The sequence below is a fragment of the Nocardia sp. NPDC049526 genome, from assembly GCF_044465765.1.
Classification (GTDB): Bacteria; Actinomycetota; Actinomycetes; order Mycobacteriales; family Mycobacteriaceae; genus Nocardia.
Map to the genome: position 1 here is coordinate 1 of NZ_JBITMA010000009.1, position 15,581 is coordinate 15,581.

15 protein-coding genes are annotated in these 15,581 nt (G+C 66.9%); 4 read left to right on the top strand and 11 right to left on the bottom strand.

The features are described 5' to 3' along the window. Window positions 1-326: 326 nt before the first annotated feature. From hisH to ACIBW7_RS26730, 6 genes are all read right to left on the bottom strand, one after another. On the bottom strand, window positions 327-962 hold the full coding sequence (gene hisH / locus ACIBW7_RS26705; protein ID WP_397050849.1) for an imidazole glycerol phosphate synthase subunit HisH: 636 nt from the start codon (window positions 960-962) through the stop codon (window positions 327-329). Further along, window positions 959-1,573 (bottom strand): imidazoleglycerol-phosphate dehydratase HisB, encoded by a 615-nt coding sequence (gene hisB, locus ACIBW7_RS26710; RefSeq protein ID WP_397050852.1) that lies wholly within the window; start codon window positions 1,571-1,573, stop codon window positions 959-961. Before hisB ends, hisH begins: the two co-directional genes overlap by 4 nt. A 23-nt stretch (window positions 1,574-1,596) precedes the next feature. Beyond that, window positions 1,597-2,730, bottom strand: a complete 1,134-nt coding sequence (locus tag ACIBW7_RS26715; RefSeq protein WP_397050854.1) for a histidinol-phosphate transaminase — start codon at window positions 2,728-2,730, stop codon at window positions 1,597-1,599. After that, window positions 2,727-4,064, bottom strand: a complete 1,338-nt coding sequence (gene hisD / locus ACIBW7_RS26720) for a histidinol dehydrogenase (RefSeq protein WP_397050856.1) — start codon at window positions 4,062-4,064, stop codon at window positions 2,727-2,729. The genes ACIBW7_RS26715 and hisD overlap by 4 nt, the downstream gene beginning before the upstream one ends. A gap of 189 nt (window positions 4,065-4,253) precedes the next feature. Further along, window positions 4,254-4,541 carry a putative quinol monooxygenase gene (locus ACIBW7_RS26725; protein WP_327096948.1) on the bottom strand — a complete coding sequence of 96 codons (288 nt, stop codon included), beginning with the start codon at window positions 4,539-4,541 and terminating at the stop codon, window positions 4,254-4,256. Between the two features lie 16 nt (window positions 4,542-4,557). Further along, entirely contained in the window at window positions 4,558-5,598 is a 1,041-nt protein-coding gene (locus ACIBW7_RS26730; protein ID WP_397050859.1) for an aldo/keto reductase, read from the bottom strand. A 143-nt stretch (window positions 5,599-5,741) separates the two neighbouring features. Here ACIBW7_RS26730 and ACIBW7_RS26735 point away from each other — a divergent pair, with 143 nt between their 5' ends. Then, window positions 5,742-6,599 carry a helix-turn-helix transcriptional regulator gene (locus ACIBW7_RS26735; RefSeq protein ID WP_397050861.1) on the top strand — a complete coding sequence of 286 codons (858 nt, stop codon included), beginning with the start codon at window positions 5,742-5,744 and terminating at the stop codon, window positions 6,597-6,599. A gap of 22 nt (window positions 6,600-6,621) precedes the next feature. Here ACIBW7_RS26735 and ACIBW7_RS26740 read toward each other — a convergent pair whose 3' ends face one another. The 5 genes from ACIBW7_RS26740 to ACIBW7_RS26760 all read right to left on the bottom strand — a co-directional run bounded on the left by ACIBW7_RS26740 (window position 6,622) and on the right by ACIBW7_RS26760 (window position 13,337). Next, complete coding sequence (locus ACIBW7_RS26740) at window positions 6,622-8,274, bottom strand: protein kinase (RefSeq protein WP_397050863.1); 1,653 nt, start codon at window positions 8,272-8,274, stop codon at window positions 6,622-6,624. Between the two features lie 115 nt (window positions 8,275-8,389). Beyond that, window positions 8,390-10,132, bottom strand: a complete 1,743-nt coding sequence (locus ACIBW7_RS26745; protein ID WP_397050865.1) for a penicillin-binding transpeptidase domain-containing protein — start codon at window positions 10,130-10,132, stop codon at window positions 8,390-8,392. Window positions 10,133-10,191: 59 nt separating this feature from the next. Continuing rightward, window positions 10,192-11,049: an arylamine N-acetyltransferase gene (locus ACIBW7_RS26750; RefSeq protein ID WP_397050867.1), complete on the bottom strand. Its 858-nt coding sequence runs from the start codon at window positions 11,047-11,049 to the stop codon at window positions 10,192-10,194. A gap of 60 nt (window positions 11,050-11,109) precedes the next feature. Then, window positions 11,110-12,105, bottom strand: a complete 996-nt coding sequence (locus ACIBW7_RS26755; RefSeq protein ID WP_397050869.1) for an alpha/beta hydrolase family protein — start codon at window positions 12,103-12,105, stop codon at window positions 11,110-11,112. Window positions 12,106-12,125: 20 nt separating this feature from the next. Further along, on the bottom strand, window positions 12,126-13,337 hold the full coding sequence (locus tag ACIBW7_RS26760; protein WP_397050871.1) for an MFS transporter: 1,212 nt from the start codon (window positions 13,335-13,337) through the stop codon (window positions 12,126-12,128). A gap of 108 nt (window positions 13,338-13,445) precedes the next feature. On the opposite strand from ACIBW7_RS26760, the gene ACIBW7_RS26765 reads away from it, so the two are divergent. The 3 genes from ACIBW7_RS26765 to ACIBW7_RS26775 all read left to right on the top strand — a co-directional run bounded on the left by ACIBW7_RS26765 (window position 13,446) and on the right by ACIBW7_RS26775 (window position 15,580). Then, window positions 13,446-13,778, top strand: coding sequence for an ArsR/SmtB family transcription factor (locus ACIBW7_RS26765; RefSeq protein ID WP_397050873.1), 333 nt, complete (start codon window positions 13,446-13,448; stop codon window positions 13,776-13,778). A gap of 163 nt (window positions 13,779-13,941) precedes the next feature. Further along, complete coding sequence (locus tag ACIBW7_RS26770; protein ID WP_397051622.1) at window positions 13,942-14,385, top strand: tellurite resistance TerB family protein; 444 nt, start codon at window positions 13,942-13,944, stop codon at window positions 14,383-14,385. 16 nt (window positions 14,386-14,401) lie between these two features. Continuing rightward, window positions 14,402-15,580, top strand: a complete 1,179-nt coding sequence (locus ACIBW7_RS26775; RefSeq protein WP_397050875.1) for a winged helix DNA-binding domain-containing protein — start codon at window positions 14,402-14,404, stop codon at window positions 15,578-15,580. The last annotated feature ends 1 nt before the right edge of the window (window position 15,581 follow it).

Here is a 15,581-nt window from a genome sequence, read left to right on the forward strand (position 1 = left end):
ACCCAAACGGGGGTTTGAGGAGCCGGAACCAAAATAATATTTGGCACTGACATTCATCGACACACTATTGAGTTCTCAAAGAACACACGCACACACATTCACTCCGGAGTAAATCCGGGGCTTCAGTGAGGCAACTTGGTGAAGCTTAGCCCAGCCGACTCCCGACACAAAATCAGGAACCTTCCGAACCAGTGTGATCGCCAGGCGCTCCTCGTACTACCTCGTTTCCCAGGCCTTTCGGCTCCGGGTCGGTGTCCGTGTCGCTCTGACTTGGATAAAGTTACTTACCGCCGTGCACGATGTCAAATCGCCTGGCCAGCGGGTGTTTACAGCGAGTTCACCCAATTGCGGAGCAGCTGCGCCCCCGCATCACCGGACTTTTCGGGATGAAACTGCGTCGCCGACAGCGGACCGTTCTCGACGGCCGCCAGGAATGGGACTCCGTGTTCGGCCCAAGTGAGCTTCGGCGCGGCGAAGTGTTCGCTCGGTGGCAGGTCCCAGGTCTGTGCGGCATAGGAGTGCACGAAATAGAAACGGGTATCGCTGGCCATTCCGGCGAACAAGACACTGTCGGTAGGAGCCGACACCGTGTTCCAGCCCATGTGCGGGAGCACAGGTGCGGACAGGCGCTCGACCACGCCCGGCCATTCCGCGCACCCGTCGGTTTCCACACCGAATTCCACCCCGCGCTCGAACAGGATCTGCATGCCGACGCATATGCCGAGCACCGGACGACCGCCGGCCAGCCGCTGACCGATGATGCGCTCCCCTTTCACCTCGCGCAGCCCGGCCATACACGCGGCGAACGCACCGACGCCGGGAACGACGAGGCCATCGGCGGCAAGCGCGGTATCGGCATCGGCGGTCACCTCGACGTTCGCGCCTGCGCGAATCAGCGCGCGGTGCGCGGAGTGCAGATTGCCGGAGCCGTAGTCGAGCAGAGCGACGGATTTCGTTGTCACAACGTCCCCTTCGTCGACGGCACACCGCTCACCCGCGGATCCAGTTCGACGGCGCCGCGCAATGCCCGCGCGACCGCCTTGAATTCGGCCTCGGTGATGTGGTGCTGGTCGCGGCCGTACAGCACGCGCACGTGCAGGGCGATACGGGCGTTCAGCGCGATCGACTCGAAGACATGCCGGTTGAGCACTGTCGAATACGGGGCACCAGGTCCGGAACCCGGAATCACCGCGTGCAGCAGGTGATCAGGTTCGCCGGTGTGCACGCAGTACGGGCGGCCGGAGACATCTACCGCAGCGTGCGCCATGGTCTCGTCCATCGGAATGAACGCATCGCCGAAGCGACGGATGCCGGACTTGTCGCCCAATGCCTTACCCAGTGCCTGGCCGAAGACGATGGCGGTGTCCTCGACGGTGTGGTGCGCCTCGATCTCGATATCGCCCTCGGCGCGCACCGTCAGATCGAAGCTCGCGTGTGCGCCGAGCGCGGTCAGCATGTGGTCGTAGAACGGGACACCGGTGGAGATGTCGGTCTTGCCGGTGCCGTCGAGGTCCAGTTCGACGACGATATTCGATTCCTTGGTGACGCGCTCCACCCGCGCGGTGCGATTCATCTTTGCTTCCTCCACAGGCGGATTCATCGGATGGTGAGGTCGGTGTCGGCCAATATGCCGCTGACGCGCAGGAATTCGTCGTTCTCGGCGGCGAGACCGATGGTGGCGCGCAGATATCCCGGAATGCCGACATCGCGGATCAGCACGCCGCGGTCCAGATAGTGCTGCCAGGCGCGGGGGGCGTCGGTGAAGCGACCGAAGAGCAGGAAGTTGGCGTCGCTGGGGATCACCTCGAAACCCATGGCGGCCAGCGCTTCCGCGACCCGGTCCCGCTGTGCCGCAAGTTCGGCGACGCTGCCGAGGGTTTCGTCGGCGTGGCGCAGGGCCGCCCGGGCGGCGGCCTGGGTGACCACCGACAGGTGATACGGCAGTCGCACCAGCAGCATCGCGTCGATCACCGCGGGGGCGGCGACCAGATAGCCGAGGCGGCCGCCCGCGAAGGCGAAGGCCTTGCTCATGGTGCGGCTGACCACGAGTTTCGTCGGAAACCGATCGATCAGGGCGATCGCGCTCGGCTCGGCGGAGAATTCGCCGTATGCCTCGTCGACGACCACGATGCCCGGTGCGGCGGCCAGGATCCGGGCCAGGTCGGCCTGCGGAATGCTGTGTCCGGTCGGGTTGTTGGGGCTGGTCACGAAGACCACATCGGGTCGGCGCTCGGCGATGACGGTGAGCGCGTAGTCGATATCGAGGGAGAAGTCGGCATTGCGCTTGGCCTCGACCCATTCGGTATCGATGCCCTCGGAGATGATCGGGTGCATCGAGTACGACGGCACGAAACCCAGTGCGCTGCGGCCGGGTCCGCCGAAGGCCTGCAGCAGTTGCTGCAGGATTTCGTTGGAGCCGTTGGCCGCCCAGACATTGGCGGTGTGCACCGCGGTGCCGGTCTGGCGAGTCAGGTATTCGGCCAGGTCGCTGCGCAGGGCGACGGCGTCGCGGTCCGGGTAGCGGTGCAGGTCGGTGGCGGCGGCGCGAATGGATTCGGCGACGTCGTCGACGAGGGCCCGGCTCGGCGGGTGCGGGTTCTCATTGGTGTTCAGCTGCACCGGCACCGTCAATTGTGGTGCGCCGTAAGGCTTTTTGCCGCGCAGATTCTCGCGCAGCGGCAGGTCGTCCAGGCTGACGCCGGAGCCGGGCACGGTGATCTCGGGGGTCATGCCAGTGCCTCGAATCGCGCTTGTACGGCCTGGCCGTGTGCGGGCAGGTCCTCGGCATTGGCCAGTGCGACCACGTGACCGGCGACATCTTTGAGTGCGGCCTCGGTGTATTCGACGACGTGGATCCCGCGCAGGAAGGTCTGCACGCTGAGGCCCGAGGAGTGTCGCGCGCAACCTGCGGTCGGGAGTACGTGGTTGGAGCCCGCGCAGTAGTCGCCCAGGCTGACCGGGGCGTACGCACCGACGAAGATCGCGCCGGCACTGCGCACTCGGGCCGCGACGGCAGGCGCATCGGCGGTCTGGATCTCCAGGTGTTCGGCGGCATAGGCATTCACCACCCGCAGGCCCTGCTCGAGATCGTCGACGAGCACGGTGCCGGATTGCTTACCGGACAATGCCTCTCGCACCCGGTGCGCGTGCTTGACCACCGTCATCTGGGTGGTGAGCGCGGCGTCCACCGCATCGGCGAGTTCGACGCTGTCGGTGACGAGCACGCTGGCGGCGAGCACATCGTGTTCGGCCTGGCTGATCAGATCGGCGGCGACGTGGACCGGATCGGCGGTGGCGTCGGCCAGGATCGCGATCTCGGTGGGGCCCGCCTCGGCATCGATGCCGACCAGGCCGCGGCACAGACGCTTGGCGGCGGTCACGAAGATATTGCCGGGACCGGTGATCAGGTCGACCGGCTCGAGCTGCGCTCCATCGGTATCGATACCGCCGTAGGACAGCAGCGCGACAGCCTGCGCACCACCGACGGCCCACACTTCCTCGACCCCGAGCAGCTTCGCGGCAGCCAGGATGGTCGGGTGCGGCAGCCCGCCGTGCTGCGCCTGCGGCGGCGAGGCCACCACCAGCGAGTCGACACCGGCCGCCTGGGCGGGCACCACATTCATCACGACGCTCGACGGGTAGACGGCATTGCCACCGGGCACGTAGAGCCCCACCCGCTCGACCGGAACCCACCGCTCGGTCACCGTGCCGCCGGGCACGACCTCGGTGGTGGTATCGGTGCGTCGCTGATCGGCGTGGACCTTGCGAGTCCGTTCGATCGCGACCTCGAGTGCGCTACGCACGGCCGGATCCAACTTCTCCAATGCGGCTTCCAACTCGGCCGCGGGCACTCGCACGCTCGCCGGAATCACGCCGTCGAACTGCTCGCTGAACTCCAGCGCCGCGGCGACCCCGCGATCCCGGATCGCCTCCACGACCGGTCGCACCTGATGCAGCACCGAGTCCACGTCGACTCCCCCGCGCGGCAGCGCGGTGCGCAGCTCGGCAGCGGAGGGAGTACGGCCGCGCAGATCGACGCGGGCGAGCTCGATGCGGGATGTCATGAGGTCTGCGATCCTGTCTGTCCTGATCCTTGGACGCCGTGCCCGACGCCGAGCGGTCGGTATTCTCCGCTCCGCTCCAGCTACCAGCCTATCGGTCCGGTGCCACCCGTTATCCGCTGCGGTCGCCGGATGTGGCGCGGAGTACGGCCGCCTGCCCCGGTCCGATAGTGAACCGGGGCGGGGCGGGTGTCAGGCCGAGACGAGTCGCTTGATGATCATCGGTTCGGCGAGGATCTGGTCGAGTACGTCGCGCACATGGAAGAAATGTGGCGTCGTGAAATGTTCGTCGAGTGCTTCCGGAGTGGTCCACTCCTCGACGAGCACCATGTGGGAAGGGTCGTTGGGGTCGGTGTAGGGGTGGTAGGTCAGGCAGCCGGGCTCGGCCAGGGACGGTTCGATCATTGCCTCGAGCGCCGTGCGTAGGCGGTCTTCGCGGCCCGAGTCGGCGCGGAATTCGGCGACGACGTGCAGTGTCATGGTGGTTCCTCAGAAATTACGCGCGGGCGGGGCCGATGCCCGCGCCGGTCGTGGTGATGGCGATCTCGATTGCGGCGAGATCATCGGTGCTGAGCGCCAGGTCACGGGCGCCGAGCCAGCCGTCGATCTGCGTGGCGTTACGTGCGCCGACGATCGCGCCGGTGATGCCGGGCCATGCGGTCGCCCAGGCCAGGGCCACCTCGGCGACGGTCACGCCGTGGCGGGCCGCGATCGGGCGCATGGCTTCGACGAGGGCGAGCTTGGCGGACAGGCCGGTGGTGAAGTCCGGATGCGAACCGCGCCAGTCCTCGTCGGGCAGATTGCGCAGGCGTTCCTCGGTGAATGTGCCGGTGAGCAGGCCTGATTGCAGTGGTGAGTAGACGATCACGCCGGTGCCGTTCTCGTGTGCCCAGGCGATATCGGCCGCGGCCGAGCGATTGATCGCCGAGAATGGCGGCTGGATCGCATCGACATGGGCGATGGATTCGGCGACCGCCAGTTGGGCCGCGTCGTGGTTGGACAGGCCGATGGCGCGGACCTTGCCTTCCTTCTTCAGATCGGCCATGACCTGCCAGTACTCCGCGAGCGGAGTCGCCTGGTCATTGGCTTCACCCTCGGCGCCGTAGACGAACACGGCACCGGTGTCCGGCCAGTGCACCAGGTAGAGGTCGATCTGCTCGGCGCGCAGCCGACGCAACGAATCCTCGATTTCCTTGCGCACCACATCCGGGCGCATGATCCGACGCGGCGGCCCGGCACGGTCGTCGCCTTCTTCCCAGATCAGGCCGGTTTTGGTGACGAGGAAGGGCCGCTCGGCTTCCGGGATGTCGGCGAGCGCGCGGCCGACCAGATCCTCGGCGTGGCCGACGCCGTAGGCGGCTGCCGTATCGATCCAGTTGATTCCGCCGTGCACTGCATGCCGAATAGCGGCGATCGAGTCGGCGTCATCGGTGGCGCCCCATGAGTACTGCCAACCGGATCCGCCGAAGATCCAGGTGCCGAAGCCGAGCGGGGAGATGTCCATGCCGGTGTCGCCGAGCGGGCGGGTGTTGCTCATTGTGTCCGTCTCCGTTCACTGCCGGAACTGTTCCGGCGGTGATCACTACTTTCGGCGCGGACAGCGGCGGTAGACAGCGCCGCGCGAGCCTGGGCACAGCATGACCAGGATGCGCCCCGGCAACCGCCTGGATACTGGACGACGTGAGTCTGGATCGACGTGCCGAACTCGGCGAATTCCTGCGTTCCCGGCGGGCGCGACTGAGCCCGGAGGAGGTCGGCCTGCCCGACTACGGCAGCCGCCGCCGGGTACCCGGTCTGCGGCGCGAGGAGCTGGCCATGGTGGCCGGGGTCAGTGTCGATCACTATGTGCGTCTGGAACAGGGCCGCACCCTGCACTTCTCGGAGTCGGTGCTGGATGCCGTCGCGCAGGCGCTGCGGCTGAACCCGGTGGAACGCGCGCATCTGTATCGACTGGCGCGGCCGTGGTCCGGCGAGGAGCCGCCGGCCGAACAGGAAGTTCGTCCCGGATTGCGCAGGCTGCTCGACGCGGCCGCAGACGTACCCGCCTACATCGTGGGCCGCGGCACCAATGTGCTCGCCTGGAATTCCCTTGCCGCCGCGCTCATCACCGATTTCGGCGCTCTACCGCCTCGTGAACGCAATCTCGCTCGACTGGTCTTCCTCGACGAGGGGATGCGCGAACTGTACGAGGATTGGACGGCCAAGGCCGCCGATGTCGTCGCGTATCTGCGCCTGGATATGGCGCGCAATCCCGGCGATGCCGGAATCGCTTCGCTCATCGAGGAATTGAGCGCGAACTCCGCCGACTTCGGCGCCATGTGGCAGCGTCACGAACTCAAGGACAAGACGCACGGGCGGTACATATACCTGCACCCGGCGGTCGGCCGACTCGATCTGGGCTTCGAAACGCTACGCCTACCCGACGATCCGGATCAGGCGCTGATCATGCACACCACCGAACCGGATTCGCCGAGCGCCACCGCCCTTGCGCTGCTTGCGAATTGGGCGCAGACCTCGGTGCGGTCCGTTGCCCGGTAGCGCACCGCCCCCGCCGCCGTGACTAGCGCGCGTCGCCGCTGCGGGTGTCGCTGTCAATAAGTGGGGCGCCGCTGCCAGGGTTGATCAATCGCAGCGTCACCGACCTGTTCCGGCCCGCATAGGTCACGCTGGCCACATTGATATCCACCGAACCGTCTGGGTTGGTGCCTGTACCACCACCGGCCGCATCAACCGTGTTGAAGGCCGTGACCCGATTCTGCGTCCAGTAATCCTGGAAGGCTGACTGACTGCCGTAGACGCGCTGGGCAGCGGGAGTCAACTGTTTCCATGCAGCCGCGAAACTCATATAGGTGAGGTTGTTGTAGAAGTCCACCACTTGATCGATGGATTGCCGCGAGTCTGTCGTGCCGACGCTCTTCGTTTGCCCCGGCGAGCCCGCGGCAGCCGTGGAAGTGGTCCCCTTGGACACGGACGACGAAGGCGGACTCGCTTGCACCGACGGCGTATTGGTGCCCGACTGATTCAGCGCACCGATCAGGATGGCCGCGACGGCCACCACCGCACCGATGGTCGCACCGACCAGTACGGCCTTGCGCTTACCACCGGATTTGCGCGGCGCCGGACGCGGCTGCGTCGCGGTCCGCGGATGCGCTGCGGTTGTCGGATGCGACGCACTGGAGTTGGCGGGACGGACGGAGTTTCGCGGCGGCGGCGTCGGACGTGGTTGCCGCGCGGTCGGCTGGTGCTCCGGTGTCGGATTCGCGGGTGGCCGCAGCGCACGGGTCGCGGATTCGCCACGGCGACCGAAAGCCTCACTGGCCGGGACGAATCCGGCGGGCACCGGTCCGGAATCGGCGAGTGCGGAAAGATGTTCGCGGGCCGCACGCATGGTCGGCCGGTCGGCCGGGTCCGGGCTGAGCAGATCCAGCAGGAAGTCGGTCGCTGGCCCGGCGTGGCGAGGTTCGCTCACTTGGCCGTTCGCCGCGGCGTAGAGCACGGCGAGCGGGTTGGCGCTGGCACCGTACGGCGGTTCACCCTCGAGGGCGTGGAAAAGCGTTGCGCCCAAGGCGAATACGTCGGCGGCCGGTGTCGGGTCGGCGCCGCGCGCGACCTCCGGCGCGAGATAGGCGGCGGTACCGCAGATCAGACCGGTCTCGGTGAGGGTGACGTCACCGGTGGCGCGGGAGATGCCGAAGTCGGTGATCTTCACCGTGCCGGTGTCGTCGAGCAGGATATTGCCCGGCTTGACATCGCGGTGCACGATTCCGGCGTGATGTGCGGCGATGAGCGCCGCGGCAACCTGTTCGCCGATCCGCGCGACCTGGGTCAGCGGCAGCATCCCCTGCGCGGAGATCACTCCCGCCAGACTCTTCGACTTCAGATACTCCATCACCAGGCACGGGTCGCCGTTGTGCTCGGTGATATCGAAGACGACGATCGCATTCGGGTGCTGGAAACGCGCCGCATTGCGGGCCTCGCGGATCGCGCGCTGTCGCACCACATCGCGCTCGGCTTCGGGCAGGCTGGGCTTGATGTGGATCTGCTTCACCGCGACCGAGCGCTGCAGGCGTTCGTCGACGGCACGCCAGACCACACCCGTGCCGCCGCTACCAATCCGCTCGACCAGGCGGTAGTGCTCCGCGATCAATTGACCGGTATCGATGGCGCCTACTCCGAACCTTCTCGAAATCGTGACATCACGCGTATTGACCATCAACGCGTTCCGCCGACGAGTGTAGCGGGGCACAATCCTCGGCACGCGGCTGCGGGGGTATATTCGCCGCCCACACGCGCCGAAGGCTAGTACCGTGCTGATTCGACAGTGTCGCTCAATGTCGTGCACGCAGCATACGGCCTGCGGCCTCCACGGCCGGACCCGAGCTGTTCGCATCGCTGACGAAGACGGCGAAGGCCAGGTCACCGTCGATTCCGACGAACCAGCCATGGGCGTGCTTGTCATCGATGTACTCGGCGGTGCCGGTTTTGCCGATCAGTCCCGGGATGTCACGCAACGCGGTGGCGGTGCCGCCGGTAATGGTTTCGCGCATCATGGTTTTCAGCTGCTCGTCGGTGGTCGGCGGCAGCGGCGCCGGGGTGTGATCGGCCACGCCGGGCTGCCCGTCGACGACCATCGGCAGCGGCATCGATCCGCGCGCGATGGATGCGGCGACCAGCGCCATACCGAACGGTGAGGCCGTCACCTTGCCCTGGCCGATGCCGGACTCCACCCGCTGTGCCGGGGTGTCCGCGGTCGGCACCTTGCCGGTGACGGTGGTCAGACCGGGTGTGACGAAGTCGATGCCGAGGCCGAGTTGTGCCGCGGCATCGGTCAGGCCGTTCGGTGCGAGATTCACCGCGAGTTGCCCCATGGTGGTGTTGCAGGACTGAGCGAAGGCGGTGTGCAGGGCGACGTTGCCGAGGTCGAAGTTGTTGTCGTTGGGGATGCGGCGACCCTCGATATTCGCGGTGGCCGGGCACGGCAGCACGGTGTCGGGTGTCACCGTGCCGGATTGCAGAGCGGCCGAGACCGTGACGGTCTTGAAGGTCGACCCCGGCGGATACAGGCCGGTGAGCGCGATCGGTCCCTGGGCGTCGGCGGCCGCGTTCTGCGCGACGGCGAGCACCTTTCCGGTGGAGGGTTGCATTGCGACGATCGCGGCGGGCTGGGTGATCGGCGTCAATGCCCTCTCCGCGTAGCGCAGCAGATCGGTGTCGAGTGTGGTCACGATATCCGCGGTGGGTTTCGGATCCTGACCGGCGACGCGTTCGGTGCCGTCGGCGGTCTGCGCCCGCACCGCCCAGCCTGCCGCAGCGTCGGCGGAGCTCTGCCACCGGTCGGCGAGGCCGGACAGCACCGGTGACGCGAGGGATTTGTCGGTGGCGAGCAGGCGGGTCTGCGGCGCGAGGGTGACGCCCGGGACTGCGGCCAACGCCGTTTGGATCGGGGCGATATCGGCGTCGCGCAGGGTGACCGCCGTGATCGGCTTGCCCTGGGCCGCAGCCAGATCCGATTGCAGCGACTGTGCGGTGATGTCGGCGGCGACGGGGGCGAGCACCGCGGCGAGCGCGGCGGTATCGGCACCGGGCGCGACGTTCACCAGGGTGACCACCTGCTCGGTCATCAACTCACCGCCCGATGACTCCAGAATCCGCGCGGGCTTCGGATAGGTGCTGGCATAGCTCAGTGGGCCGAGGGCGAGACCGGGCGCGATGGCATCGGGGTCCCATTTGATCTTCCAGCCGTCGCCGGAATCGCCGGCGGAACCGTTGGTGGTGTAGCTCCACTCGTTCTTACCGAACTTCCAGGTGGCGGCGAGGGTGAAGGAGTTCTTATCCGCGCTGCGGACCTCGTATTTCACATCCTTGCCGAGCCCGTCGTAGAGCTTGCCCAGCACATTCGATGCCGTGGTCGGGTCGTCGGTGAGTGCGGCGGCCGCGGCGATATCGTCGCGGCTGAGCGCATCGGCGAACTGCCCGGCGACGGTGTCGGGCTGGTCCGGCCCTGAGCTGCAACCACTCAGGGCCAGGGCGGAGGCTGCGAACAGAACGAGAAGATTCCGGTAAGCACGCACCCGGCCGACTCTAGTGCGGGACGGCAACGAGCCTGGGTAAACCGCACGGAGAGCGGATTTCAGGCGAGCCAGGGCCCCTGGGCGAGGGCGGTGGCGTCGGGTTCGGACAGGTCGATGTCGAAGACCTCGGTGAGGATTTTCGGAAGTTCGGCGAGTTCGAGTTCGCGGGTTTCGCTGGAGCCGTTCGGATATTCGGTGATGAGGGTGAGGTTGTCCAGTACGTGGTGGACGTCCGGGAGGAAGCGCTGCACGAACGGCCGGGCGGTGAACGGTGAGCGCGGCGAGGTGGAGACGAAGTGGTTGCCGACCGCGAAATCGATACGGTACTGCGGATTCAGCGTGAAGGTGTAGCGGTCGATCCAGCCGTCGCGGCCGAATTGGTGCAGCACCCACAGGTCGCTGTCGAGTTCGCCGGTGGTGTGTTCGAGCCGGAAGCGCCAGTCACCGAGGGTGAATTCACCGCCCTCGACCAGTTCATAGGGCGCGAGCGGTCCGGAGCCGAAGCCGACATCGCAGATCCAGACGCGATCGTCATCGCTGGTGGTGACGCGCAGCAGGGCGTGGGTGGCCGGGCGCAGACCGTCGGACACGCCCATGGTGACCCGGCCGCTGAGACCGGTCACCCCGAAGCCGAGCTGTTCCAGCGCGGCGGCGAACAGGCCGACGTTCTCATAGCAGTAGCCGCCGCGCCGGTGCCGGATCATCTTGTCCTGCAACGATTCCAGATCCAGCGGAACGGGGCGCCCGAGAATGGACTCCAGATTCTCGAACGGGATCGTGGTGGTGTGGGCATAGACGAGGGCACTCAGGGTGGCCGGCGTCGGGGTGCGGTCGCCGGTGTAGCCGATGCGGGCCAAGTACGCGTCGAGGTCCAATTCCGCGCCGCTCCAGTGGTAAGCGGGGTCATTCGGCTTCATCGCACCTCTCCTTCTGTCCGGTCTTGCCCGAATGAACCACACCGCACCGACAGGTGTTCCCTAGGCGGCGCATTTGGCGGTCGGCGGGGCCGGGGGCGCGGTCACGATGCCGCGGGCGACGTCGACCAGATAGTCGCGGTCGGGTCCGTCGACGGGCTCGGTGCCGAGCAGCAGGCGCTCGACCACGCAGCCGCCCTCGAAATACGCGGGACCGACGCTGTGATCGCCGGGGACCACGGCGCCGTTCAGGTCGCGGCCGGTGACGATGGTGTACATCGAGGTGGGTTTGCCCGCGGCGAGCAGCCCGGCTCGCATTTCCAGGGTCGCCGGGTACGGCACCACATCGTCACCGGTGCCGTGGATCAGGAAGGCGCGTTTCATGCTCATCCGGGCGGCAAGGAGAACGGGCGAACGTTCGGCATAGGCCTGCAGGCAGACCGTCGGGGCGCAGCCGCCCGCATCGCGTTCGATCTGAGCGGGCAGTGCGGGATCGACGCCCGCCGACGCGAGCCACATGGTGAAATCGTCCGCGGGACCGTAATTGTCGACCCAGTAGTCGAACAGCCCTTGCGGACCATGCGCCACCGCGAGTCCGCTCATGGTGCCGCCCTGACTCCAGCCCCACAGCACGGTTCGGCCGATCGTCGGATGCTCGTTCTTGTACCACTGGGTGGCGGTGATGATATCGCGCCGGCCAGCCCACAGATTCCAGTCGCCGGTGCGCCAGACGCTGGTCGCGCTGCGGGCGTCCATGGACAGGATCGGGGTCGCGGTGCGGCGGGCGATCGAGGTCAGATATCCGGCGTAATCGGCGGAGGTGCCGTCGTGGCCGTGAACCGCGACGACCAGATCACGCGGCGCCGGATCGCCCGCCGCGCAGCGATACGGTTCGTATACCCGGCCGGTGGCGTCCTCGCCGTCTACTGTCAGGGTCACGGGCCGCACGTCGACTTGGACCGCGCATTCCGGTTCGGCCGAAACAGGCGGTGCGACAAGACTTGTCGTCGACACCGCGGCGAACAGCGCACAGCCGAGCGTCAGCAGTAGGTGTCTCATGCCGGAATGATGACATGCGGCTATCGCAGTCCGGTCGCGGTGCCGAGGCGAGTCGCGACGAATACCGCGCCGAGCACCGCGGCGGCGCCGACGGTGCCGGCGAAGGTGGTCGCGCCCGCTGGCAAACCGATTGCGTCACTGAGGAATCCGGCCGACAGCGGGAGTACTGCGGCGGGCAGGTATCCGCCGATGTTCTGGGCGGCATTGGCCTCGGCGAGCCGATCGGCGGGCACGCTAGTGCTGATGGCCGTGAGACCGCCGAACTGGCCCATGCCCTGGCCGATGCCCGCGAGGATCGCCGCGGCGGCGAAGAACGCGATCGATGACAGTCGCAGCGCCGCGACCAGAGTGATCATGCTGAGCAGGGTGGCCGCCGTACCGCCCAGCAGGATCGTGCGCAAGCGCATCCGCCGCACCGCGAATTGAATGCCGGTGGCGCCGAGGAACATGACGAAGGCCAAGCCGCCCGCGAGCACTCGGTTGGTGGCGCCCAAGAGATTCGACAGCAGCGAGGGGCCGAGCGAGAGCACGAATGATGTCGCGGTGATACCTGGCGCGAACACCGCGATGCCGAGCAGCACGGCCGTGCGTCCGCCCGGTGCGACCGCGGGGATGCGAATCCACGGGCCACGTCCGCGAGCGCCCTTGGGCAGGTCGAGCCGCGCGACGACCGCGAAAGCCGTAGCAAGCAAGACGATTTCGACGACGAAAATAGTGACGGTCGGGCCGGGAACGAGCTGTGACAGCAGACCGGCCAGCAACGGACCGAAGCCCGCCCCGAGCACCATGGCCGATGAGGCCGCGAGTGCGGCAAGGCGTTTGCGCTCCGGGCCGCCTATATCGGTTACCGCCGCCATCCCCGCCGAGACGGCCGCACCGACCGCTATTCCGGTGAGCAGACGCGCGATCGCCAGCATCGCGACCGAATTCGCGGTGGCGAAAAGGACGCAGGCGAGCATCGCGAGGAGCACCGCGGGTAGCAGTACCGGCTTGCGGCCGATGCGGTCCGAGACCACGCCCGCGACCAGCAGCGCGCCGAGCAATCCGGCTATGTAGCAGGCGAATACGGCGGTCAGTGTGCCCGAGGAGAAGCCCAGCCGGTGCTGCCACACGATATAGAGCGGGGTCGGCGCATTCGAGAGCACGAATACCGCGAGCACCGGCCAGGCCGCCAGCCACACCGCACCGTCGCGTCGCGTCGCGGTTTCCGGTTTCGCCAAGAGCGTCGTCATGCCAACCTCCATAGTTCGAACTAACTCGTACTGGTACGACGAGAGTCGAACTTAACATCTAGTACGATAGAAGTCGAACTAAGGATTGGCTGATCCGCAGGAGACCCGATGCCATCGACCGACACCCCGGCAACGCTGCCCGAGCCGACGCGCGCCGAACTGCGGCTCGAGGATGTGCTCGGCGTGCTCAGCGATCCGCTGCGGCTGAGCATGGTGCAGAAACTGCTGCTCGAATCCCCGGAGACCGATCGCTCCTGCGGCTGGTTCGATATCGATCGGCCGAAATCGACACTGACACACCATTTCCGGGTGCTGCGCGAGGCCGGCGTCACCCGTCAGCGGCAGTACGGACTGGAGCGCCGCAGCCGGGTGCGGATCGACGATCTCGACGCGCGTTTTCCGGGGTTGCTCGATCTGGTTCGCGCCTGGCAGCCGACGTAATTCGGCGGTGTTTCGGGGGCAGGCGTGTCTCGGTGGGTTCTGCTACCGTCCGCGATAGTCGATCCAGAGTTCGGGCCCGTCTGTCGTCCGAACCTCGTTCCGGGGAGTTTCCATGGCCTTCTTGAACCGTCTCATCAGCAATGCGACCAATATCAGCCGCCTGATGGATCTGATGGACAAGGCCCCGCAGTGGCGAGCGCAATTGCTGGCCAAGAAGAACGAGCTGCGCGGCGGCACATTCCGGGATGCGAGCATGGGCATGTGCGCGCTCGTCGCGGCGGCCGACGGCACCATCGATCCGGCCGAGCGCATGCGGGTGGCCGGACTCATCGGCTCCGATCCGGTGCTGCAGAACTTCCCGACCGATGAATTGCGCGACCTGTTCGAGAACAACTGCAACCGGCTGGTCGGCGATCCGGCATTCGGGCGGGCATATGTGCTGCAGCAGATCGGCAAGGCGGCGGGGAAGCCGACCGAGGCGCACGCGGTCGTCCAGATCGGCATCATGATCGGCAATGCGGACGGGAATTTCGATCAGAACGAGATCGCCGCGGTACGGGAGGCATGCCAGGCGCTAGGGGTGGATCCGCAGCAGTTCGGCATCTGACCGCTACTATTCGCATATGCGTTCGATTGATGCGGCGGAGCGGCGGGCCCGGCTGGCGCGGCGACATCGGCTGACACCAGCGTGTCGCACCGATGACGTTGCCGATATCGTCCGATCCCTAGTGGTACTGCATGCGACCGATCCGGCGACGGTGTACCTGTCGGTGGGCGCGCGCAGTCTCACCGCTGAGCCCGCACATGTCGAGAAGGCACTGTACGAGGATCGGACGCTGCTGCGCCTGCTGGCGATGCGGCGCACGATGTTCATCGCACCGGTCGAATTGCTGCCGGTATTGCAGGCATCGTGCGCGGATGCGTTGGCGGAGAAGCAACGTCGCACCTACGGCAGGTTCATCGAGCAGGCCGGTGTTGTCGACGGGGATGTGCGCGCGTGGCTGGCCGACGTCGAAGACGAAACGCACAAGGCGCTGATGGCGCGTGGGGCGGCGACCGGCGCACAGCTGAGCAAGGACGTGCCCCGGCTGCGCACGCAGGTGAATACCGCTCCGGACAAGGCATATTCGCGTCCCAACAGCATCACCACCTGGGTGCTTGTGATCCTCGGTGTGGAGGGGCGCATCGTGCGCGGTCGACCGAACGGAAGCTGGACGAGCAGCCAATACACCTGGTCCCCGGTCGAAACCTGGCTGCCGCAAGGTGTTCCGACCATGCCCGCCGATGCGGCCCGCGCCGAACTCGTCCGGCAGTGGCTCTACGCCTTCGGCCCCGCGCCCGTCACCGATATCAAGTGGTGGACCGGCTGGACGCTCGCGGAGGTTCGCAAGGCCCTCGCCCAACTCGATGTGGTGGAGGTCGATCTCGACGGCACCACCGGTCTGCTACTCGCCGACGATCAGGACCCGACCCCCGAGCCCGAACCCTGGGCCGCCCTACTCCCCGCACTCGACCCGACCCCCATGGGCTGGCAGTCTCGCGACTGGTACCTCGGCCCCCACGCTTCAACCCTGTTCGATCGCAACGGAAACGTCGGTCCCACCATCTGGTGGAACGGGCGCATAGTCGGCGGCTGGGCCCAGCGCAAAGACGGCGAAATCGTCTACCGCCTACTGGAAGACATCGGCTCCGAACCGGAATCTCTCATCGAAGCCGAAGCCGCCCGCAGCGCCACCTGGTACGGCGAAGTTCGCGCCATCCCCCGATTCCGCACGCCGTTGGAACGCGAACTCACTGCCTGAC